We start from the raw sequence: 20,851 nt of genomic DNA on the forward strand, positions 1-20,851 counted from the left end.
CCACAAATACTACATTTTTTTAACACAAACTATTACTTACCTCTCACTTTTCCCTACCACTGACTGAATCAATGGCCAGTTTGTTGAAACACTATTTCATACTAATTAGAATTATCACTCTACTTGATACTTAAGATCTTAGTACTAAGTATTGATGTGCATAAAACCTTCTCAGTCTAGGTAAAAAATAATAATGAGTGATAAGATGACAAGCGCTAAAGAATGTAATGCGCCTCATTCACACAAAAATGCACCGGAACGTCAGGCAACAACGTTAAACAGCACAGATGCAATGGCTATGGTCGAGCACGGCAGCGAAGTCACTCTCAATGTGACGACACCAGTAGGAACTAAATGTATCACCACCAGTACTTTTGTAGGCTGCCACTCGAATAAAACAGCACTGATTGAAATTCCGAATATTTCTGAAGAAGATTTAAAATACTATTTTCAGGCGGGATTTTGGATCAATGTAAAAGCCTTTTCACATCGGGGGGAAGGTGCAATTATTCCGTTCAGGGCACAACTGCAACATCGTCTCAGTGAGCCATACCCACTATTGGTACTGAGTTTGCCAAGTAGCATGCAGGTGTATCAACTACGAAAAGAAGTGCGCTATGAGGTAAATTTACGCTCACGTGTTCAGCTGAAAGAGTACCGTAGTGAATGTGAGATACGTGATTTATCCCGTAGTGGTTGTCGCTTTGTTACCTCGCCGATGAGCCGCCTACTACACGTCGGGGAACAAGTTTCATTAGATTTAGTCCTCCCAGGAAATGGACGCATGTTGCCTTCTCTCAAGGGACGCATCTGTAACTTACAAAAATCTACTCACTATGCACGCTATGGGGTCGAATTTGACGATATAGGAAAAGCCAATGCGAAAAACTTACTGAGTCAGCTTAAATTTGACGGTATTAAACTCAAACTTAAACAACAAAGCCGAGCACAATAGATAATAATAAAGGCTCAGCTTGAATGGAATAACAAGATACCGATACATTTTACTATAAAGCAAAGGCACCCAGAGGTGCCTTTTGTTATTTATAGCTTAAAGAACACTTAGCTGTTCTTTTTGCTTTTCTGCCAGCAGTGACAGCTCTGTGCTCGCACTCGCACTTTGGCTAATACCCACTAGATTCTGATTTCCGAGTTCAGACATGTTTACCACATTACGGTTGATGTCCTGTGTCACTCGAGATTGCTCTTTCGCAACGGTGGCGACCTGAGTATTTGAATCATTAATGTTCGCAACTGATTCCGTTATGCCAATCAAGGCGTCATTCGCTTGTTGAGTTAGCTCATTATTGCGGCACAACATTTCAAGGCTGACTTGCAATGAATAGGTTTGATCATCAATTTTCGCCAGAATGTCTTTATAAAACAGCAATAAGTTCATGGAATTAGGCGAAAATATTTTGTCATATCAACAATATATTGTCGCCACAACCGCTAGTGTAAGATCACATCAATTCAACACTGTCTTACTTTCGCAAAGCGTTGAGCTTGGCTTGCGCCAATCCGAAGGTGGTATCAATTGGATAGGTACCTTCATCTGTCGCTTCTCCTGCGGCTTTGCCAGTAAAAAGTTCTATTGCTTCAGTAACATGATCGATCGCCCAAATGTGGAAATCGCCTTTTTCTACTGCTTTCACAATATCCTGGCGAAGCATCAGATTGTGTGCATTGGAGCGCGGAATAATCACCCCTTGCCCTGGGTGACGCCCTTTTATCACGCAAACGTCATAGAAGCCTTCAATTTTTTCATTCACTCCTCCAATTGGTTGCGCTTCACCAAACTGGTTCATAGAGCCGGTAATCGCAATATCCTGACGGTTAGGTTGTTTAGAAAATGCCGACACCACGGCGCATAGTTCCGCCATACTTGCGCTGTCACCATCAACGCCACCATAAGACTGCTCAAACGTGATCGTAGTAGTTAGCGGTACACGTGCCGTTTTTCCAAACACTGATAACAAGTAGGCAGACAAAATCATGACGCCTTTGGAGTGAATACTGCCCCCTAAATCAACGCTGCGTTCAATATCAATTACACCACCATCGCCATAACAGGTTGTAGCGGTAATTCGATTGGGTGCGCCAAACATATGATCCGTTGTACTCAGTACCGATAAAGCGTTCACTTGCCCAATTGCCGTGCCTTCGGTACGGATCAAAGTGGTGCCATTGACAAACGTCTCGATTACGCTGTCTTGCAGCCGACTTACGCGCATTTCCTGATTCTTAAGCGCTTCTTCTACATGACCGATGCGAATCATATTGGAGTTCGCTTGACGCGCAACGTAGTTTGATTCTCGCAACACGTTTGCAATGTTGGCCGAATGAAGAGATAACTTGGTTTGGTCCCCAGACAAGCGAGAACTATACTCGATAACCCTCGCTATCGCTTTCTTATCACAATGCAGCATGTTGTTATCGTTTACCACGCTGGAAATAAAGCGCGCATACTGCAATTCAGAATCGGGTGTGCGCTTCATCTCATCTTCAAAGTCCGCAGTCACACGGAACAACTCTCCAAATTCTTGATCGTAATGCTGAAGGAGCTGATAAGTACGATAATCACCAAACAAGATAATTTTAATACTCAGTGGGATCGGCTCAGGATCTAATGACACCGCCCCCGTGAGGGTGACCTCTTTTTCTAACGATGTAAAACTCAATTGGCGAGAACGCAAGGCACGCTTTAAACCATCCCACACATAAGGTTGCTCCAGTACCTTTTGCGCATCAATGAGTAATACGCCACCATTCGCTTTATGTAAACTACCAGCGCGGATCAATGAAAAATCAGTAAATACCGTGCCTTTGAACGTTGCCGTCTCAATCGAACCAAACAGCGTATGATAATTTGGGTTCTCTTCTACAACGATAGGGAAATTACAATCAGCACGGTTTACCAATACATTCACTTTGTAACGACGTGGTAGCTTCTTGTCTAATGATGCGGTCGCTATCTCACCTTGCTCCCCATCTTGATCTAGGAAAATCTCGGCATTTTCGACAATGTCTCTCTGAAGTTCCGTCAGATAGTTTTTGATTTCTGAGTAACCCGCATAGTCTACTTTGAGCTGTTTGATGAAGTGAGTGATCACATCCAACGTGACTTCATCATTGAGTTTTTTGATTTTCTCGCTAAAGTTTTCTTCCCACTCCGTCAGTTCACGTATCATACCGCGCAAACTGACCTCTAGCTCATCGATACTGTTAGCGAAATACTCTTGATCTTTTTTACTCAAAGCATCAAATGACTCTTCGGTATGAAGCTCGTCGCCATTCATCGCAACAAACTGATAATCGCCCTGAGTGGTGATCGTTAAGCTAACACCCTTTTCCTTGGCTTCTTTGCTGATGCCGTCCAATTCAAGTTGCTGTTTATCAGCAAGTTGATTCTTCAAGCGATCGGCGCGGCTATAATACATTTCGTTGTCGAAAGCGAGTGGCATCGCATTCATTAACTTGCTCATGAGCTTTTCGATATCGGCGCGTAGCTTGCTACCGATACCACAGGGTAACTTAAGTACTTTTGGCGTTCGCGTGTCTTCAAAATTAGCCACATAACACCAATCAAATAACTCTTCAGAATCGTGTTTATGACGATTCAAATAGCGCAAAATCATGGTGCGCTTACCTAGGCCATTCTGCCCAATAGCGTAAATATTGTACCCTTTCTCCTTGATAGACATCGCGAACTCAACCGCTTTTTGCGCGCGTTCTTGGCCGACGATTTCATCAATCGGAGGCAGTTCCTTGGTCGACTTACATGGCATATTCTCTAGATTAGCTACAGAATACAGCTGTTTTGGTTCCAATCTTTGTATGGCCATATCCGTCTCCTTTTTTCTTATTGTCATTAACTCAGTGTAGAGATTATTTGCTTAAGTTTAAGTGATTTATCTTCCACCCCAGTTCAATTGAATGCTTTTTGAGCAACTAAACCATAAACAAAATCACGTCACTTTATTCAATTTCACATGGATACTGACAAACAAAGAGATTAGATAAGACAGGCTTTTCAATTATACCAATCACAATAAGTAAGTGATCAGACATAGCGTAGGAAAAATGCCGCGAATAAATTGCGGCGTTTTTTAGTGTGAAAGCACTGCGGTGCGAACTACAGAGCTTTAATTCCCATGTTATAAAGAGTAAAGGCGTACATGTCGGTGGTGAGGTCAATTTGCTTGCTAAGTGGCATTCCTGCACCATGACCTGCGTTGACATCGATACGAATCAACACCGGGTTATCACCTTGGTATTTATCCTGAAGTTCAGCAATAAACTTATAGGAGTGAGCTGGTACTACGCGATCGTCGTGATCAGCGGTTGTTACAAGCGTTGCAGGATAGTCCTCGCCTGGCTTCACATTGTGGGTTGGAGAATAACCAAGCAAGTAGTGGAACATTTCAGCACTCTGCTCAGATGTGCCAAAGTCATACTTCCAGCCTTCACCAGAGGTAAATGTGTGATAGCGCAGCATATCGAGTACGCCCACCGCAGGCAGCGCGACTTTAAACAACTCCGGCCGCTGTGTCATGCACGCACCAACAAGTAGACCACCATTCGATCCACCGCGAATTGCAAGACGCTCAGAACTGGTATAATCATACTCAATCAAGTATTCCGCAGCAGCGATAAAATCATCAAATACGTTCTGTTTTAATTGCTGCGTACCGGCAATATGCCAAGCCTTGCCGTATTCACCGCCGCCACGCATATTAGCTACGGCATAGATGCCACCAAGCTCTAGCCAGTTTGCGACGTTTTCTGAGAATATCGGCGTTAAACTGATATTAAAACCACCGTAACCATACAGTATCGTTGGAGCAGTACCATCAAGCTTAGTCCCCTTTTTGTAAGAAATGATCATCGGCACTTTGGTGCCATCTTTCGAGCGATAGAACACCTGCTTAGACTCATACCCGTTACGATCAAATTGCGCTTTCGACTCTTGATAGAGTGTGGATTCACCACTTTCGACGTCAAAAGAGAAAATGGTTGGTGGTGTAGTGTAGTTCGTGAAGGTGTAATAAAGTGTTTTGTCTTCTGCTTTGCCGGCCAGTCCATATGCGGTGCCTTCCCCTGGTAAAGCCAGGTCACGGATCAGCTCGCCTTGGTAACTAAACTGTTGCATTTTGGACAACACATCGACCATGTAAGTCGCGAACAAATAGCCGCCACCTTTGCTTACATCCAGTGGCTGCGCTTGCTCAGCAATGACCTCTGCCCATTGCTTCGTCTGACAGTGGTAGCTCATTACTTTGCCATTTGGTGCATCGAGGTTGGTGTAGAAAAGCAGCGTATCATCTTGGTTATCAATTAGGTAAGTATCGCCTTGGGTGGTGTCACGAAGTGTCACAACCTCTTGAGACTCGGAATCCAAATCAACATAAAACAGACGATTGCCCGATGTCGACTCCGCACCTGAAATGATCAAAAAACGATCATCTTTGGTTGTTGTACCCGTTACATAACGATGAATCTGTGACTCAAGCTCACCAAAAATGACCTCATCTTCTGACTGAGGTGTACCTAACTCATGGTAGTAGAGCTTGTGTTGCTCAGTGCGGGCAGACAGTTCACTGCCTTCTGGCTTGTCATAGCTTGAATAGTAAAAACCTTTATTGCCTAACCAAGAAATCGCAGTGAACTTGGCATCGACAATTTCAGGCTCAAGTTGCTGCTTGGTTTCAACGTCAATCACGAAGATCTTACGCCAGTCACTGCCACCTTCTGAAATCGAATACGCGACTAAGCGGTTGTCTTGAGAAAAACTCACTTCACCCAGAGAAGTGATCCCCTCTTTAGAAAAAGTATTTGGATCAAGGAATACTTCTGCTTCCCCCTCTCCTTTGCGGCGATAAAGTACATTTTGGTTTTGCAAACCGTCATTTTTGTAGAAGTAAGTGTAATCACCATGCACAAATGGCTGGGAATACTTTTCGTAGTTTTGGCTGTCTGCAACTAAGTCACGAATTTGCTGGCGATATGGTATTTGACCAAGGAAATCGAAAGTGACGGCGTTTTGCCCAGACACCCACTCTGCGGTTTCTTGACTGCGATCGTCTTCTAACCAGCGATATGGGTCTGCAATGTCGTGTCCAAAATAGGTATCCACGACAGAATCTTTACGTGTTTTTGGGTAATCCATAACGTCCATGTGGCTCCGTTTGAAGTTTCATTATTTTAGTTTTTATTGAGATGTATTCTCAATATCTACCATAAGGTGTAGGCATCTAATTTCAACCAAAACATTGAAACATTTATTGAATTAATGAAGCGTCTAGAAATAATGTGCTATCGCGAGGTAGCGTTCGCGCATGTGCTCTATCAACAATTTTACTTTGTTTGGTGACTGACGAGTAAAAGGGGAAACCGCATAAACACCAAGCTTCTTACCAACCAAATCCGGAAAGATGTCCACCAACTGACCGCTGTGAATATCATGATAAACCAAGCAACGTCGCACATAAGCGATACCATGCCCGTCCAATGCGGCTTTTCTTAATGCCGTTTCGTTGTCTGTTAAGAAGTAACCCGATACTTCCACGATATAATCCCCTTCTTGTTCCTTAAACTGCCAATCCGTTGCTCCTGTGGTTTGATAGGCATATTGCAGGCAATTATGACTGGTGAGGTCGATAGGAACGATAGGCTTGCCGTTTTTTGTGATGTAGGAACAAAGGATTTCATTATTTCCCTATATTAATAAAAAGCAAAGAGGTAAATTCACATTAATTTAACAAGGTATCACATAAAAATCGTTTTCTGTTGCGCGTAAACCTTGGGCAAGAACGCTATGCATAGCGAGCATCTACCTCTTGCGAAGTAGGCAACGATAGAACCATTGCTAGGACTATCCCATTATGATTATCTCTGCTTCTACTGATTACCGTGCAGCCGCAAAAGCCAAGCTGCCTCCTTTTCTCTTTCATTATATTGATGGGGGCTCGTACGATGAACGAACACTAAAGCGCAATACCGATGACTTAGGTGATGTCGCACTGCGCCAACGGGTACTGCGTGACATGAGCGACCTAAGCCTAGAGACGACTATCTTTGGAGAAAAACTGGCGATGCCGATCGCCCTCGCTCCAGTGGGCCTAACGGGTATGTACGCTCGACGCGGTGAAGTACAAGCGGCGCAAGCAGCCGAAAAAAAAGGTATTCCATTTACTATGTCTACCGTCTCGGTTTGTCCTATCGAAGAAGTTGCGCCAGCAATTCAACGCCCAATGTGGTTCCAGCTTTATGTGCTTAAAGACCGTGGCTTTATGAAAAATGCCCTTGAACGTGCCAAAACGGCAGGCGTTACAACATTGGTATTTACCGTAGATATGCCCGTACCAGGAGCTCGTTACCGTGACATGCACTCGGGTATGAGCGGCCCCAATGCCGCTATTCGTCGTGTATTCCAAGCAATGCGTCATCCTAGTTGGGCACTTGATGTTGGCTTATTAGGTAAACCTCACGACTTGGGCAACATTTCCACGTACCGTGGTGAGCCGACCAAGCTGGGTGATTACATCGGTTGGTTAGGAGCGAATTTTGATCCTTCAATCTCATGGAAAGATCTAGAGTGGATACGAGACTTTTGGGATGGCCCGATGATCATCAAAGGCATTCTTGATGAAGAAGACGCAAAAGACGCGGTTCGATTCGGTGCTGATGGCATTGTGGTTTCTAACCATGGCGGTCGCCAACTTGATGGCGTGCTCTCAACAACAAAAGCGCTACCCAGTATTGCTAATGCAGTGAAAGGGGATCTCAAGATCTTCGTCGACTCGGGCATTCGAACGGGCTTGGATGTGGTTCGAATGTTAGCACTCGGTGCAGATTGCACGCTACTTGGCCGTTCATTCGTGTACGCGCTGGCTGCTCAAGGGGCGGAAGGCGTAGAAAATTTGCTCGATCTGTACAACAAAGAGATGCGCGTAGCAATGACACTTACGGGCGCGAAGAGCATTGGTGATCTGTCACAAAACTCCTTGGTAAGGATGCCATAACCAGCATAACTGACTTAAACATAAGGCGCCGAATACCATTCGTACTTGGCGCTCGGATTTGCTCTAAACTGGATCAGCCAATTTTGTGTTCATACTCAATAACGACTTGGCTGCCTTCAATGAATACATTGCGTATGTCCCCATCGACTGTCACTCGGTTTTGTAAATAAACCGAACCTGAAGTGGAAAATTCACGCTCAGTGAAAGACGGAATAACCTGATTTGGACGCACATGCAGTTGTTCACAAAGCTGATTAACAAAACTTAGCGTTAGTGGCGTATTTCCACGTAATAAGGCGGTAAATTCGTGCAATCCCAAACCCATACGTTTCGCCATCTCCATTTGAGTCATATGCATTTTTGCTTTTTGTGACATCCAAATGTCATAGAGCGCGTTTCTATCTAGCTCTGTAAATTCCATGATCCATCTCCCCTATTCAAAGTGGCCCTACGGTCTCATATTTGAGTGTGATAAATGTTAGGGATGAGTCAGAGAATAAACAATTCATCCATTGAATCTCTTGACAGTCATCTCGCCCAAAAAAACGTCGATGGCTACCTAAACACTTTCATTGAGCCCGCTAGAACAATGATTCCACTAGGGTAAAGACGCAGACTTTGTTACCTTTTAGCCATTGCTATTTAGAAAGAAACAACACCTATGTCACCTTGGCTTACTGAACTACAAAACGATATCATGATCCACCATCAAGAATGGATCAGCAGTGTATTATTCATCACTATTGCAAGCTTTTTCACGTGGATTGCATGGCGGGTATTACACTCTCGCTAATCTATTCTTGTAGAGAAAATCCCTTTCCATTGGGTTGATTTGCTTTTAGAAGCATTAACCCCCCCATCAGCACGCTAATTTGGTGCTGGCCTGCAACCGTCTCGTTGGGCATCGTTTTGCACAGCGAACTAGGCAATCAATTCAACTGGCTAAGCACGAGTCAGAACGTGCGTGGAGAGAGCTTGAGAAAGCAAAAGAGAGCTGAACACTATAAGTAAACTTTGAGGATGGACAATAAACCCAAACTTTTCATCAAGTGATACAAAAGTACCTCATACTGTATGAGGCACTTTTTATTACTATTTCGCTGTCTAAGGGACAAAAATAGGACATTTTAGGGCGTTAAATAGGGCTATTTTTGCCATTCACATGTTCGGATAACCAGTGCTTGGGTAACAGCAACAAGCCTATCTAACCTTGTACTACCCGACTCCCAATCAAGGATAACTTTGCCAGATTAGATTGCCCGCTACGCATAACGTCGAAGCCTTCTTGGAAGTCATCAATCTTGTAGTGGTGCGTGATGATTGGCGTTAGATCGAGGCCTGATGGGATCAGTGAAGCCATCTTGTACCAAGTTTCGAACATGTTAGGAATAACAGTCTAAATACCTTTAATTATCAAAAATTTACAATAATCTATGGGACAGATTTAGGGCAAATCAATGCGCTTTTGTATTTTTGATATAAGAAAAGGGAAAGCTGCTACGTATTATAGCAACCTTTCTCTTCTCCGACATTACCACTCCGACACTAAAAGTCGGCTTTTGATGCCTCTGACTTGCAACCCCATTGCTTCAAACACTTCTTCAAAATCGCTGCACTGAGTTGATATATTAGGCAATGAAAGCATTGCCTCTGTGAAGAACCGCTCTTGGTTGTGTGTTCTGTTCTCGCTTTATCGATAGGTCAAATCAGTTCTGCATCGGTTTTGATTTCTACCAGTGCGGGACCATCGAAGGCAAGGGCTTTTCGGATCGCTTCATCCAGTTGGTCTTTCGTGTCGACGCGGATGCCAAGCCCGCCGCAGGAATTAGCGAATTCGGCAAAATCCGGATTGTGCAGGGATGTCTGCCAAACCTGCCAGTTGCCCGCACGCTGTTCCTTGGAAATCTTACCCAGTTCGCTGTTGTTGAGCAGGATATGGGTCAGGTTCATGCCGTATTTGACGGCGGTGGTAAACTCCGCCAGATACTGGCCGAAGCCGCCGTCTCCACTGATTGAGATCACCGGCCTTCCCTTGTGCGCCTCGACCGTCTGGGTGGCGGCCCAGGCACCCATGGCAGCGGGGAAACCGAAGCCGATAGAACCCAAGTAGCCGGACATCAGCACTGTCTGATTGGTACATTCGAAATAGCGGCCAAAAGAGTAGGTGTTGTTGCCCACATCTACCGCGATGACGGCATCCTCCGGGCAGGCCGCTGAGAGTGCGTCAAAGACGGTGGCGGAATTGAGCCCGTGGTCGTTATTGCGAGCCGCGCGGCGCGTTTTTTCCTCACGCCATGCGTCCCAGCGCCCAGCCACTTCGGCTCGTTGGTCGACGGTCGAATGCATTGCCGGCAGGTCGTTCAGCAGGCGCCGGGCCGTGACGCCGACCTCGCCCCAGACCGGCACATCGACGGGGTGGAACTTACCCAAAGCCATTTGTTCGAAATCGACTTGGATAATGGGTTTGTGTTCGGTGATCCCGGTGTGATTGGCAAATGACGCACCGAACACGATCAGGAGATCGGCTTCGTTCATGCAGCCGCTGGCGATGGGGGTGCCGCTGCGGCCAAGTACCCCTGCGGCCAATGGATGTCGGTCACTGACCTGACCCTTGGCCTTGAAGGTGGTCAGAACGGGGGCACTGAGTCGCTCCGCCAGCGCGAGTACGTCCGCCATGGCCTCCCTTGCACCGTAGCCAACGATGATGGCCGGACGCTGTGATGCCGCAATTTTCTCTAGCGCCATGCCTAGCGAGTCGTTGGCCGGTGAAATTTGCTGTGCTGCCAGGCGTCCATCGGGCGATGAACTCTGCGCATCGTCCGCCGCCGCAAAGACCTGGACCTCGTCTGGGAAGATCAAGTGCGCCACATCCCGTTCGACGATGGCATGCTTGAGCGCCAACGTCATCAGTTCCGCGTGTCGGCTGCCCGGCAGCACAGTCTGACTGAAGCGGCTGACCGCCTGAAAGGCCGAGGCCAGATCGATTTCCTGGAAAGCACCCGGGCCGAACACCTGGGTGTTGACCTGACCGGTCAACGCGAGTACGGGTGCGCGATCGACCTTGGCATCCCACAGGCCGGTCATCAAATTGGTCGCGCCGGGACCGGCGATCGACAGGCAGGCGGCAGGTTTTCCGGATAGCTTGGCGAAGCCTGAGCAGGCAAAAGACGCGGCGCCCTCGTGGCGAATACCAATGTAGGTGAGATTCCCAGCATCTTCCTGTTCGCGAATCGCGTCCGCCAAGCCCAGATTGGAATGCCCTACCATGCCGAAGACATGAGTGACACCCCAGTTCACCATGGTTTCCACCATGACGTCGGAGATGGTGCGGGTACGTTCCCGATGCTCCTTGACCTGGACATAGACTCCGTCATCGCGCACTTCGACTGGGTAGGTATCCACTCCATCCCCGAATCCACCGGGGGATTTACCGCTCAACGGATGGAAGTCCCAGCCATGCCAGGGGCAGCGCAGCCAGCATTCGCCGCTCTCGTCGCATTCGATGCCGCCCTCGCCGAGTGGGCCACCCTGGTGGGGACAAGCATTGTCCAGTGCCCCGTACTGGCTCTGATGGAAGGTCAGGGCGATGGTTTTCGAGCCGGCCTGTACCGAACGGACCTCGTCATCCTTGAGCTCATCCAGCCCGGCCACTTTGTACCAAATCGTATCGAGTCCCTGGTCGGCGTCGTGTTCCTCCTGGGTAATGGCGTTATGGCTGCCGTCACAGAAGGGGGGATTGGCCGAGCGTTTGCATTGACACAGAAATGCCTTGCCATCCTGCTGTGCGGTGAACGCCTGTGGCTCGAATCCACTGCCTGCATGAGAACCGTCACAGAAGGGCTGGTTGGATGAAAGACCACAGGTGCACCAGTAATATTTTTTATCTTTCTCTAGCTCAACGGCGATGGGTTTAGTGTCAGCGATTTTCGGTTTGTTCATGATGTATCTTCCCCTCCCGGTTTTCGGGACAGCAGTTGCACAACTGCGCCTTACTCATTACGAAATTGGCCTTCGCGGATGTCACGGACAGTCTCTTCGATTTGCACGATGTCGAGCCCGGTCAATTCATGTTGCAGGCTGGTGCTATCCATCATCATATCGATGTTGGGCGGTCCGCCGGTCTTGTATTCGAGTTGTCGCGGCGTGTAGGCTTCTAGCAGCATATTATAGACAGTATACAAAAGAAGCTTCATTTGGCGAATATTGTCCCAAGGCTAGCGCATTTCAATCGCAGATTCTAAAAGCACTGAGCGGTATTCATCGTTCATGGCTGCGTTCTTTTTCTTCCGTGCCATACTTATCTTCTTCGTCGTATCGAACTTAAATAAGTTGAGAGCGATCTTCCTTAGCGCATTGAAAGCAAAGGCTCCATTTCCTTTCCGAATGCGGCACTCATCTTCTCTGAAAGTCATATCTAGCATCCAATGCATACTCTCTACTTGCCAGTGTCCTCGGACGGCTTTAAGTACTTGCTCTGCATCTAAATCCAATGAACTCGTATACCAACGAGTCTCTTTGCTCACCTTTCCTGTCATTGAATGTTCAACCTCAGAAGTGACTTTAATAATGCTTCTTAGACCACCCCATTGATATGGTTTACACATCCACCATTAATCTCCTTTCAAGAACAAAACGACTAAAGTGTTGTTAAGCTGATTAATGTGCTATTTAAGGCTGCATAATGAAAAATATTGATGAAATTCCAACTCTACTAATTGAGCAACGAAAGAAGCTTAAGTTAGAGCAAAAAGATATGTATATGCGTATTGGAATGAAGCAGCAACAATACCAGCGTATTGAAAGTGGTGCTGACGTACGACTATCAACATTACTTCGGTGCTTGAAGGGCTAGGACTCGAAATGACGATCTCACCAAAGGCTAACCGTCAGGAAGCGGATAATGTTTCTAGCACTGCTAAACTCGAACCACAATTGTCAGATCTAAAAGATGATAATGATGATCTTGAATTTTGGTTTGGAAATGAAAGCTGAGCATAAATCTGCATTAATGCTTCACTGGAGAGAATTACACGATGATTTTAAAATAGTCACCTAGTATATTTTATCTACTAAGTATGCCCCAATTTGCCCCAGTAAATGTGGGCAGTTTTGGGGCAAATTTGGGGCATTTCGAAGTGAAAAATGGGGCTGTTTTTACCATTCACCTGTTCGGATAACCTGTTTTCAAGCAAACAATAAAAGCCCTTATTCACCTGACTTCACCCTACTCCCAATCTAGGATAACTTTGCCAGAAGCCCCGCTACGCATGACGTCGAAGCCTTCTTGGAAGTCATCGATCTTGTAATGGTGCGTGATGATTGGCGTGAGATCTAGGCCTGATTGGATCAGCGATGCCATCTTGTACCAAGTTTCGAACATTTCACGACCATAGATACCTTTGATGATCAGGCCTTTGAAGATCACTTGGTTCCAGTCGATACCCATGTCTGATGGTGGAATACCTAGTAGCGCAATACGGCCACCGTGGTTCATGGTTTTCAGCATTGAGTTGAATGCTGAAGGGTTGCCAGACATTTCTAGACCTACGTCAAAGCCTTCTGTCATGCCTAGCTCAGACATTACGTCTTCTAGTTTCTCTTCAGCGACGTTTACCGCGCGCGTTACGCCCATCTTACGAGCAAGATCTAAACGGTATTCGTTTACGTCAGTGATCACTACGTGGCGAGCACCAACATGTTTCGCTACTGCTGCTGCCATGATACCGATTGGGCCTGCGCCTGTGATCAACACGTCTTCGCCAACGAGGTCGAAAGACAGCGCTGTATGTACAGCGTTACCAAACGGGTCAAAGATAGACGCTAGATCGTCAGAGATCCCTTCAGGGATCTTGAACGCGTTGAACGCTGGGATCACTAGATATTCTGCAAATGCACCTTCGCGGTTTACACCTACACCGATTGTGTTGCGACATAGGTGAGTGCGACCGCCACGACAGTTACGGCAGTGACCACAAGTGATGTGACCTTCGCCAGATACGCGGTCACCGATTTCAAAGCCACGAACTTCCTGACCAATTGCAACCACTTCACCCACATATTCATGGCCGACAACCATAGGTACTGGAATGGTCTTTTGCGACCATTCGTCCCAGTTGTAGATGTGTACGTCTGTACCACAGATAGCCGTTTTCTTAATTTTGATCAGAATGTCATTGTGGCCGACTTCAGGCTTGTCAACCTCAGTCATCCAAATGCCTTCTTCAGGCTTTAGCTTTGATAGTGCTTTAATTTTCATAATATAACCTTAACTAAAGATCCTTGGTCCTAGAATCTTAGATGATGCCCATGTCCTGACCAACTTGGATAAACGCATCAATTGCACGGTCTAGTTGCTCACGAGAGTGCGCAGCTGACATTTGAGTACGGATACGTGCTTGACCTTTTGGTACCACTGGGAATGAGAAACCGATAACGTAGATGCCTTTTTCTAGGGCACGTTCAGCAAACTCGGCAGCAACTTTTGCATCACCTAGCATGATAGGAATAATCGCGTGGTCTGCGCCACCCATCGTGAAGCCTGCACCTTCCATACGTGCGCGGAAGTGTGCTGCGTTTTCCCATAAGCGATCACGCAGATCGCCGCTTTCTTCTAGTAGGTCTAAAACGCGGATAGAAGCGCTTACGATTGCAGGAGCAACAGAGTTAGAAAATAGGTATGGACGAGAGCGCTGACGTAACCAGTCTATCACTTCTGCTTTACCAGAAGTGTAACCGCCTGATGCGCCGCCCATTGCTTTACCCAGCGTACCAGTGATGATATCGATACGATCCATCACATCATGGTATTCATGCGTTCCTGCACCATTCTTACCCATGAAGCCGACGGCATGTGAGTCATCCACCATGACTAGCGCACTATACTTGTCTGCAAGGTCGCAGATAGCAGGAAGGTTAGCGACTACACCGTCCATAGAGAACACGCCATCCGTTACGATTAGCGTATGGCGAGCGCCCGCTTCTTTCGCAGCGATCAATTGTTGCTCTAACTCTTCCATGTTGTTGTTTGAGTAGCGGAAACGCATGGCTTTACACAGACGTACACCGTCGATGATTGACGCGTGGTTCAGTGCATCAGAGATAATTGCGTCTTCTTTATCAAGAATCGTCTCGAACAGACCGGTGTTCGCATCAAAACAAGAAGTGTAAAGAATAGTATCTTCTTTACCGAGGAACTTAGATAACTTTTGCTCTAGCGCTTTGTGGATGTCTTGCGTACCACAAATGAAACGAACCGAAGCCATACCGAAACCATGCTCGTCCATACCCTCTTTCGCCGCTTCGATAAGCGCAGGGTGGTTAGCTAGACCTAAGTAGTTGTTCGCACAGAAGTTAAGTACTTCTTCACCGCTGGCAATTTTAACTTCAGCCTTCTGTTGGGACGTGATAATACGCTCTGCTTTGTAAAGGCCTTCCGCCTTCACTTCTTCAATTTGCTGCTGAATCTGTTGGTAAAATGCAGAAGACATTCGGCAATTCCTTCCTGTTTAATTTGTCGAGTTTTTACTCGATTAGAATGAGAGCGAGCCTTTGAATGACGGGGGTCACAGGCGTTCACTTGTCAATTAAGTGTAGTGTAATTCAAGCAGGAAAAAACGATTATCCCTTAAGGTGGAAAAGCATTAATGAATTTGAGGAACAAATTAGATTAATGCTTTCCTATCAGGCTGTAATAAAAGGAGTTATTACCAAGTTGGTCGTTTGAGAAGTGCTTCAAACTCCTCTGCAGGCACTGGTCGGCTATAGTGGAAACCTTGGCCAAACTCACAGTTTAAGTTTTTCAAATAGTCCACATGACGCTGCTCTTCAATGCCTTCGGCAACAATCTTCAGATTCAGCGCTTTCGCCATTGCAATGATCACGTTGACTAATTCACGATCGGAGTCATTTTCAAACATATTTTGCAGAAAACTGCGGTCAATCTTAAGGCGATCAAACGGAAACTTCTGTAAATAACTTAAAGCCGAGTAACCCGTACCAAAGTCATCAATGGTGAGTTTCGCCCCCAGCGCTCTGAGGTTATCAAGCAAATCAATGAGCTCCTGACTGTGGTTGAACAACAAACTTTCGGTCACTTCCACATCAAATTTCTCGGCAGGTAATCCGGACTCCTCTAGGTGCTGTTTGATCTGCTCGAACAAACGATCACAATATCGGAATTGCACGCTAGAGAAATTCACCGAGACTACGACAGGTGAAATCGTTTGCCACTGTGCGGCTTGATGGCACGCCTCGCGAATAGCAAATTCACCTAATTGATGAATCAAGCCGTTTTTCTCAGCGATAGCGATGAACTCTTCAGGGCTCACAAAACCATATTGTTCATCATTCCATCGCATCAATGCTTCAGCCCCCACTATTGCGCCTTTTTCCAAGTCGATAATTGGCTGGTAATAAAGATCTAATAAATCATGTGATATGGCGTGACGTAAACGACTCTCTAAATCGAGGAAACGCTGTAAATCATGGTTCATGTTGTGGTCATAAAAACAGAACGCATTCCGTCCATCCTGTTTGACACGATACATCGCCATATCAGCACAAGCGAGCAATTGTTCAGCATTGTCACCATCTTTCGGAAAAACCGACATGCCCACGCTCGCCGTCAGGAAGAACTCATGATGTTGCCAACTAAACGGCTCATTAAACACAGACAACACCGTTGTCGCAAAACGCTTAGCGCTGTCGGTGTCTTTTAGATCCGGAATAACCAACAAGAACTCATCGCCCCCGTTACGTGCGAGTAGATCCGTTTTACGCACAGCTTGCTGGAGTCTTTCTGAGGCTAACTTTAGAATCTCGTCACCAACAAAATGTCCCATGGAGTCATTGATCTGCTTAAAATGGTCAAGGTCAATGAACATCACTAATACATTGGAATCACTGCGCTGCGCTCGAGAAAGCTCAAGTTCCAAACGATCCGCACCAGACGTTCGATTCGGTAGCCCCGTGAGCACATCATGCTTCGCTTGATAAGCCAGTTCTAACTCTGAAGATTTACGACGTTCAATTTCACTCGTCAAACGTTGATTTTTCTGCGCAAGAATATCTTGGCGCTTTTTCTCTTCTTCGAGTTTTATATTCAGCTCAACACGAGTGTTATTAAGATTAAACGCATACAACAAACCAATGACAATCAAGATCGCTAATACACTTAACCCTGAAATAAACATTTTCGAAGTATATAACTCACGTTCAGTCAGAGATTCAAACCAGGCCATGAGCTTGAAGTCGCGGTGGCTACCAACAGGAATTTCAAAATAGATTTTCTCTTGTAACTCTTGTAAGTTCTCATTACTGTCACTGGTATCACCTTCCCTCAACTTTTGGTTCAGAGAATCCCACACATCCATGTCGAGATCATTGATTCTCAGCACCATTCGGCCATAACTATGCTCGTGCTCTTGGTTTGTCAGCTGATCAATAACCACGTTTTCATTAATATCTGCAATTAGATAACCTACCGTCTTGGTGGATAGGATTACGGGCTTAATAACTTGTATTAGTATTTTACCATTGTCTCTGGTCGCGACGATATTGTCCGCACACTGATGATTGTCAAGAAGGTGAACGCTATAAACATTCCGGTTAAAATCTGGCCCAGAAGCCACGATGACTTTCCCATCTAGGCCAACCAGTTTTAACTGTGTATAAATCGGTAGACCATTAATCGCTTTGGCTGCCGTCTTTTTGTTCAGTTTACGTTCCAAATTAACTAAGCTTGCCCCCAAACCATATTCCATCGACATGCCGGATGCTAAGTTTGCAAAAAACGTTTGTACTGTTTTGTCTGTCGACAAATTATCAATATCTTCACTCGCTATCGTAAATAGATTATTAAGCGTTCCTGCATAACTCTTTACTTTTAGTTCTAATTCTCTATGCTGGGATTCTCTTAACTTATTTTGCCCCAAGCTCGTTACCGTAATAATCATGCCTAAGTAGAGCGATACCAGTATCGCACTGATTGTGATTATTTTATTACTTGATAATATATTTCCAGACTTAATCATATGCCTTACTTATTACCTTCTAAGAAGTAGTCATTATAGAAATAATAAATCGATGGGTAATATTTTTCGACCAAAGCTTGGTACGATCCATCTCTCTTCATAGAGATTAAATATTGGTTAAAAGCTTCTTTTAATTCTGACGAATCTTTACGAAATGCTACCGCCATTTTCTGCTTTTCCGAAATCGGGCCAATCACTTTGATTTCTCCAGGCCACTTCTCTAAAGCAATGAGCGTATCCGCGACATCGAGTAATGTACTCTCAGCGTCGTTTTTCATTATTGCCGGGACCATTTCGTTTAAAAGTCGCGCTCCATCAGGCAGAATCACTTTTGCGCCAGTGTCATACAAATCATATAAGTTAGGATCGAGGCAAGAGTGCTCCATTGCCAGCACTTCACGACCTGAAATCATCTCTCTAACAGCAGTGACATCACGTTCGATTTTACCTGTTGGCTTGATTGGTGTTAAAGAAGAGTCCGTTCGCGCCACAAGCCATACGCCTGATGGAAAGTAATCGTATGAGTAATCGATTACTTCAGTGCGCCAATCTAAAATCGTAACACCATTCGCAATGAGATCACCTTCAATTGGCACCTGTTCCCCCTCCACCAACTGCTTATCCTTATAATGCACTTGGCGACCAGTTAGCTTACCAATCATGTTATTCCACTGAGCCGGAACATATTCATAGCTCACGCCTAAAGAGTCAGCAAAGCCCTTGATGATTTCAACGTCTAAACCAGTCAGTGTCTTCATTTCACCTTGGTTAATGTAAGACACAAAATTGGCATAAGGCACTCCTATATGGCGCAATACACCACTCTCTTTGATCGCTTGTAGCTCATTCGCGTAAGCGGGAGGTGAAGCCAATGCGACCATTGCCATCGCAGCCAAGCTACGTTTGCGTGTATTACCTAACATAAATGAATACCTTTTCATTTACAAAGCGCCCAATTAAGGGCGCAGAATACCAACCTAAGATGGAATTAGAAAGAGTAGTAAAGATCTGCAATCGCTTTTACCAGACCTTCAACATCGCTCTCATCATGGAACAAGTGGGTCGAGATACGCAGTGCGTGCGTTTCGTATGCGTCCTCTTTGTATAATTTGAAGCTTGTCGTGCGGATGATGTAGCCATATTCTTCACGAAGACGGTCGCGGAACAGAGTCAGTCGCTCATTATCTGTCACATCGTTTAATGGGTTAAACGTTGTTAGACCACTGGTTAAGCCTTCCACATTTGGCGAATACATCTGAGCATGTGGTAACGCTTCGTTAAGCAGCCTCTTACATAAAGCGCTCAACTCTAGTACACGCGCTTGGATGCGGTCACGACCAATTTCATCCCACATTTGACAACTATCCGCAAGCGCTTGTTTTGCTGGGTAGTTATCATTACCAACGTATTGCATTTGTAACTGCTTACCTAAGTAATCTGAGTGAGAAAGAGAAGAGTTGATCAACCACAATGGATTTTCACGATCGCTCCAGTACTCATTCAAACGGTTGCCGTTATCACGTACATACAAGATACCTGTTGCGCCCGGACCACACTGCCACTTATGACCAGATCCTGTATAGAAGTCACAATCCATATCGTGGAAGTCTAAGTCAAACATACCAACAGTGTGAGCACCATCAACTAAAGTTGGAATACGGTATTCTTTCGCTAAAGAACAGATCGCTTTAGCAGGCAGAGTCGTACCCGTTTTATAAGTAATATGAGAAAAAACCATCAAGCGTACATTTTGGTGCGCTTCAATCGCATCACGGAAAGCTTGAACGTAATCTTCTTCAGTCACACTCTCTGTACCTGTAAAGACAGGAAGTTGAACCTCGACCACGTCCACACCAAAGCGGTGTTTCGCCACATTCATTGGAGATGTCGCAGCAATATGCTCATGGTGAGTGGTCAGAATAACATCACCTGGCTCGAAATGTAGGCCGTTAATAATCGAACATAAACCATCGGTGGTATTGCGGCATAGTACCATTTCATTCGCATTCGCACCAAAGCCCGGTGCAATGTCGGCAATCATATCTGATACATAAGGAAAGCCGCCAAATTCACCTTTCATGTCCCAAGGGTATTTCGCAACCAACATATTATTGTGCTCGTAACCTTCTAAAACATGCTTTGGCATCGACCCTGTGGTACCGATATTCATGTAAGTCGTTCGTTTATCTAAAACAAACTGCTTTTGTACTTTATTCCAAAAGTGCTTATCATTTTTTTTGCCTAGTGTGCCGCTGTTCCAATCAATTTTCGGTTCCGCTGCTTGAACAGCGCCAGAAAATGCGGAAGCACTGACGCCAGCTACAACTGCGCCAGTTGCGCCTTTAAGAAAATTGCGTCGGCTGTAATTAGTCTGAATAGATTCCTTGTCGCTCATTTTTCGGTCCTTGTCGGAAATTTAGCCATATTATTAATTATGAGACCGTAACTATCTGTTACCAATACATTATTACCTATTCACCCAATGAATTAGGCATTTTCACTGCAATTAAGTGACCTCGGTTCCACTTTTCACTAATAATGGCGAGATAAGCAGCAATTTCCCCCTTAATAATTAAACAACTAAACACATATAAAATAAACAACTAAACACACATTAAAATACTCCCACAAACACCCATCGAATAATATATCGAACAATAATTTAACAATCCGTAAACAACAGCTTAAATTGAATTTTGTTAACTCAAAATGGCAACATCGACACCAAAGTTAATTATTCAGTGTGTCACATTAAATATGTGATGATATGCATTTTATTTAGACCCATCCTTTGTG

14 protein-coding genes and 6 pseudogenes are annotated in these 20,851 nt (G+C 45.4%); 5 read left to right on the forward strand and 15 right to left on the reverse strand.

What is annotated here, in order from left to right:
- Positions 1–193: 193 nt before the first annotated feature.
- Positions 194–955: a flagellar brake protein gene (locus AK965_RS02975; protein WP_099078209.1), complete on the forward strand. Its 762-nt coding sequence runs from the start codon at positions 194–196 to the stop codon at positions 953–955.
- Between the two features lie 96 nt (positions 956–1,051).
- On the opposite strand, the pseudogene AK965_RS02980 reads toward AK965_RS02975, so the two are convergent.
- The 4 genes and pseudogenes from AK965_RS02980 to AK965_RS02995 form a co-directional block, all read right to left on the reverse strand.
- Positions 1,052–1,342, reverse strand: a pseudogene (locus tag AK965_RS02980) (methyl-accepting chemotaxis protein); the annotation flags it as partial.
- Positions 1,343–1,484: 142 nt separating this feature from the next.
- Positions 1,485–3,845, reverse strand: a complete 2,361-nt coding sequence (locus AK965_RS02985; protein ID WP_099078210.1) for a Lon protease family protein — start codon at positions 3,843–3,845, stop codon at positions 1,485–1,487.
- Positions 3,846–4,135: 290 nt separating this feature from the next.
- Complete coding sequence (locus tag AK965_RS02990) at positions 4,136–6,169, reverse strand: prolyl oligopeptidase family protein (RefSeq protein ID WP_099078350.1); 2,034 nt, start codon at positions 6,167–6,169, stop codon at positions 4,136–4,138.
- Between the two features lie 132 nt (positions 6,170–6,301).
- A pseudogene (locus AK965_RS02995) lies at positions 6,302–6,706 on the reverse strand (LysR substrate-binding domain-containing protein); the annotation flags it as partial.
- 178 nt (positions 6,707–6,884) lie between these two features.
- Between AK965_RS02995 and lldD the strand changes: the two are divergent.
- Positions 6,885–8,024 carry an FMN-dependent L-lactate dehydrogenase LldD gene (lldD, locus tag AK965_RS03000; RefSeq protein WP_099078211.1) on the forward strand — a complete coding sequence of 380 codons (1,140 nt, stop codon included), beginning with the start codon at positions 6,885–6,887 and terminating at the stop codon, positions 8,022–8,024.
- A 73-nt stretch (positions 8,025–8,097) separates the two neighbouring features.
- Here the strand turns inward: lldD and AK965_RS03005 are convergent, their stop codons facing one another.
- Complete coding sequence (locus AK965_RS03005; RefSeq protein WP_099078212.1) at positions 8,098–8,445, reverse strand: transcriptional regulator; 348 nt, start codon at positions 8,443–8,445, stop codon at positions 8,098–8,100.
- 240 nt (positions 8,446–8,685) lie between these two features.
- Here AK965_RS03005 and AK965_RS20620 point away from each other — a divergent pair.
- A pseudogene (locus tag AK965_RS20620) lies at positions 8,686–8,975 on the forward strand (mechanosensitive ion channel family protein); the annotation flags it as partial.
- 272 nt (positions 8,976–9,247) lie between these two features.
- Here the strand turns inward: AK965_RS20620 and tdh (AK965_RS03015) are convergent.
- From tdh (AK965_RS03015) to AK965_RS03030, 5 genes and pseudogenes are all read right to left on the reverse strand, one after another.
- Positions 9,248–9,447: pseudogene (gene tdh, locus AK965_RS03015) on the reverse strand (L-threonine 3-dehydrogenase); the annotation flags it as partial.
- Between the two features lie 108 nt (positions 9,448–9,555).
- Positions 9,556–9,699, reverse strand: a pseudogene (locus AK965_RS03020) (methyltransferase type 12); the annotation flags it as partial.
- 26 nt (positions 9,700–9,725) lie between these two features.
- Positions 9,726–11,963 (reverse strand): thiamine pyrophosphate-dependent enzyme, encoded by a 2,238-nt coding sequence (locus AK965_RS03025; RefSeq protein ID WP_099078213.1) that lies wholly within the window; start codon positions 11,961–11,963, stop codon positions 9,726–9,728.
- Between the two features lie 50 nt (positions 11,964–12,013).
- Entirely contained in the window at positions 12,014–12,187 is a 174-nt protein-coding gene (locus AK965_RS20390) for a hypothetical protein (protein WP_172438049.1), read from the reverse strand.
- A 51-nt stretch (positions 12,188–12,238) separates the two neighbouring features.
- Positions 12,239–12,631: pseudogene (locus AK965_RS03030) on the reverse strand (ISAs1 family transposase); the annotation flags it as partial.
- 74 nt (positions 12,632–12,705) lie between these two features.
- Here AK965_RS03030 and AK965_RS20625 point away from each other — a divergent pair.
- Entirely contained in the window at positions 12,706–12,876 is a 171-nt protein-coding gene (locus AK965_RS20625; protein ID WP_253252653.1) for a helix-turn-helix domain-containing protein, read from the forward strand.
- A gap of 8 nt (positions 12,877–12,884) precedes the next feature.
- Positions 12,885–13,016 (forward strand): hypothetical protein, encoded by a 132-nt coding sequence (locus tag AK965_RS20840; RefSeq protein ID WP_259343771.1) that lies wholly within the window; start codon positions 12,885–12,887, stop codon positions 13,014–13,016.
- 232 nt (positions 13,017–13,248) lie between these two features.
- On the opposite strand, the gene tdh (AK965_RS03040) is transcribed toward AK965_RS20840, so the two are convergent.
- The 5 genes from tdh (AK965_RS03040) to AK965_RS03060 form a co-directional block, all read right to left on the reverse strand.
- Complete coding sequence (gene tdh / locus AK965_RS03040) at positions 13,249–14,280, reverse strand: L-threonine 3-dehydrogenase (protein ID WP_099078215.1); 1,032 nt, start codon at positions 14,278–14,280, stop codon at positions 13,249–13,251.
- 37 nt (positions 14,281–14,317) lie between these two features.
- A complete protein-coding gene (locus tag AK965_RS03045) occupies positions 14,318–15,511 on the reverse strand; it encodes a glycine C-acetyltransferase (protein WP_099078216.1) in 1,194 nt (397 codons plus the stop codon).
- Between the two features lie 216 nt (positions 15,512–15,727).
- Positions 15,728–18,055: a bifunctional diguanylate cyclase/phosphodiesterase gene (locus AK965_RS03050; protein ID WP_099078217.1), complete on the reverse strand. Its 2,328-nt coding sequence runs from the start codon at positions 18,053–18,055 to the stop codon at positions 15,728–15,730.
- Between the two features lie 5 nt (positions 18,056–18,060).
- Positions 18,061–18,978 carry a transporter substrate-binding domain-containing protein gene (locus AK965_RS03055; RefSeq protein ID WP_099078218.1) on the reverse strand — a complete coding sequence of 306 codons (918 nt, stop codon included), beginning with the start codon at positions 18,976–18,978 and terminating at the stop codon, positions 18,061–18,063.
- Positions 18,979–19,043: 65 nt separating this feature from the next.
- Positions 19,044–20,450 (reverse strand): aminotransferase class V-fold PLP-dependent enzyme, encoded by a 1,407-nt coding sequence (locus tag AK965_RS03060; RefSeq protein WP_099078219.1) that lies wholly within the window; start codon positions 20,448–20,450, stop codon positions 19,044–19,046.
- Positions 20,451–20,851: the final 401 nt, after the last annotated feature.

It is taken from the genome of Vibrio sp. PID17_43, assembly GCF_002608565.1.
Lineage (GTDB): Bacteria > Pseudomonadota > Gammaproteobacteria > Enterobacterales > Vibrionaceae > Vibrio.

Bases quoted from the DNA above. Each gene is read 5' to 3' on its own strand.
- AK965_RS02975 (WP_099078209.1), top strand. From the start codon at position 194: ATGAGTGATAAGATGACAAGCGCTAAAGAATGTAATGCGCCTCATTCA.
- AK965_RS02985 (WP_099078210.1), bottom strand. From the start codon at position 3,845: ATGGCCATACAAAGATTGGAACCAAAACAGCTGTATTCTGTAGCTAAT.
- AK965_RS02990 (WP_099078350.1), bottom strand. From the start codon at position 6,169: ATGGATTACCCAAAAACACGTAAAGATTCTGTCGTGGATACCTATTTT.
- lldD (WP_099078211.1), top strand. From the start codon at position 6,885: ATGATTATCTCTGCTTCTACTGATTACCGTGCAGCCGCAAAAGCCAAG.
- AK965_RS03005 (WP_099078212.1), bottom strand. From the start codon at position 8,445: ATGGAATTTACAGAGCTAGATAGAAACGCGCTCTATGACATTTGGATG.
- AK965_RS03025 (WP_099078213.1), bottom strand. From the start codon at position 11,963: ATGAACAAACCGAAAATCGCTGACACTAAACCCATCGCCGTTGAGCTA.
- AK965_RS20390 (WP_172438049.1), bottom strand. From the start codon at position 12,187: ATGCTGCTAGAAGCCTACACGCCGCGACAACTCGAATACAAGACCGGC.
- AK965_RS20625 (WP_253252653.1), top strand. From the start codon at position 12,706: ATGAAAAATATTGATGAAATTCCAACTCTACTAATTGAGCAACGAAAG.
- AK965_RS20840 (WP_259343771.1), top strand. From the start codon at position 12,885: ATGACGATCTCACCAAAGGCTAACCGTCAGGAAGCGGATAATGTTTCT.
- tdh (WP_099078215.1), bottom strand. From the start codon at position 14,280: ATGAAAATTAAAGCACTATCAAAGCTAAAGCCTGAAGAAGGCATTTGG.
- AK965_RS03045 (WP_099078216.1), bottom strand. From the start codon at position 15,511: ATGTCTTCTGCATTTTACCAACAGATTCAGCAGCAAATTGAAGAAGTG.
- AK965_RS03050 (WP_099078217.1), bottom strand. From the start codon at position 18,055: ATGATTAAGTCTGGAAATATATTATCAAGTAATAAAATAATCACAATC.
- AK965_RS03055 (WP_099078218.1), bottom strand. From the start codon at position 18,978: ATGTTAGGTAATACACGCAAACGTAGCTTGGCTGCGATGGCAATGGTC.
- AK965_RS03060 (WP_099078219.1), bottom strand. From the start codon at position 20,450: ATGAGCGACAAGGAATCTATTCAGACTAATTACAGCCGACGCAATTTT.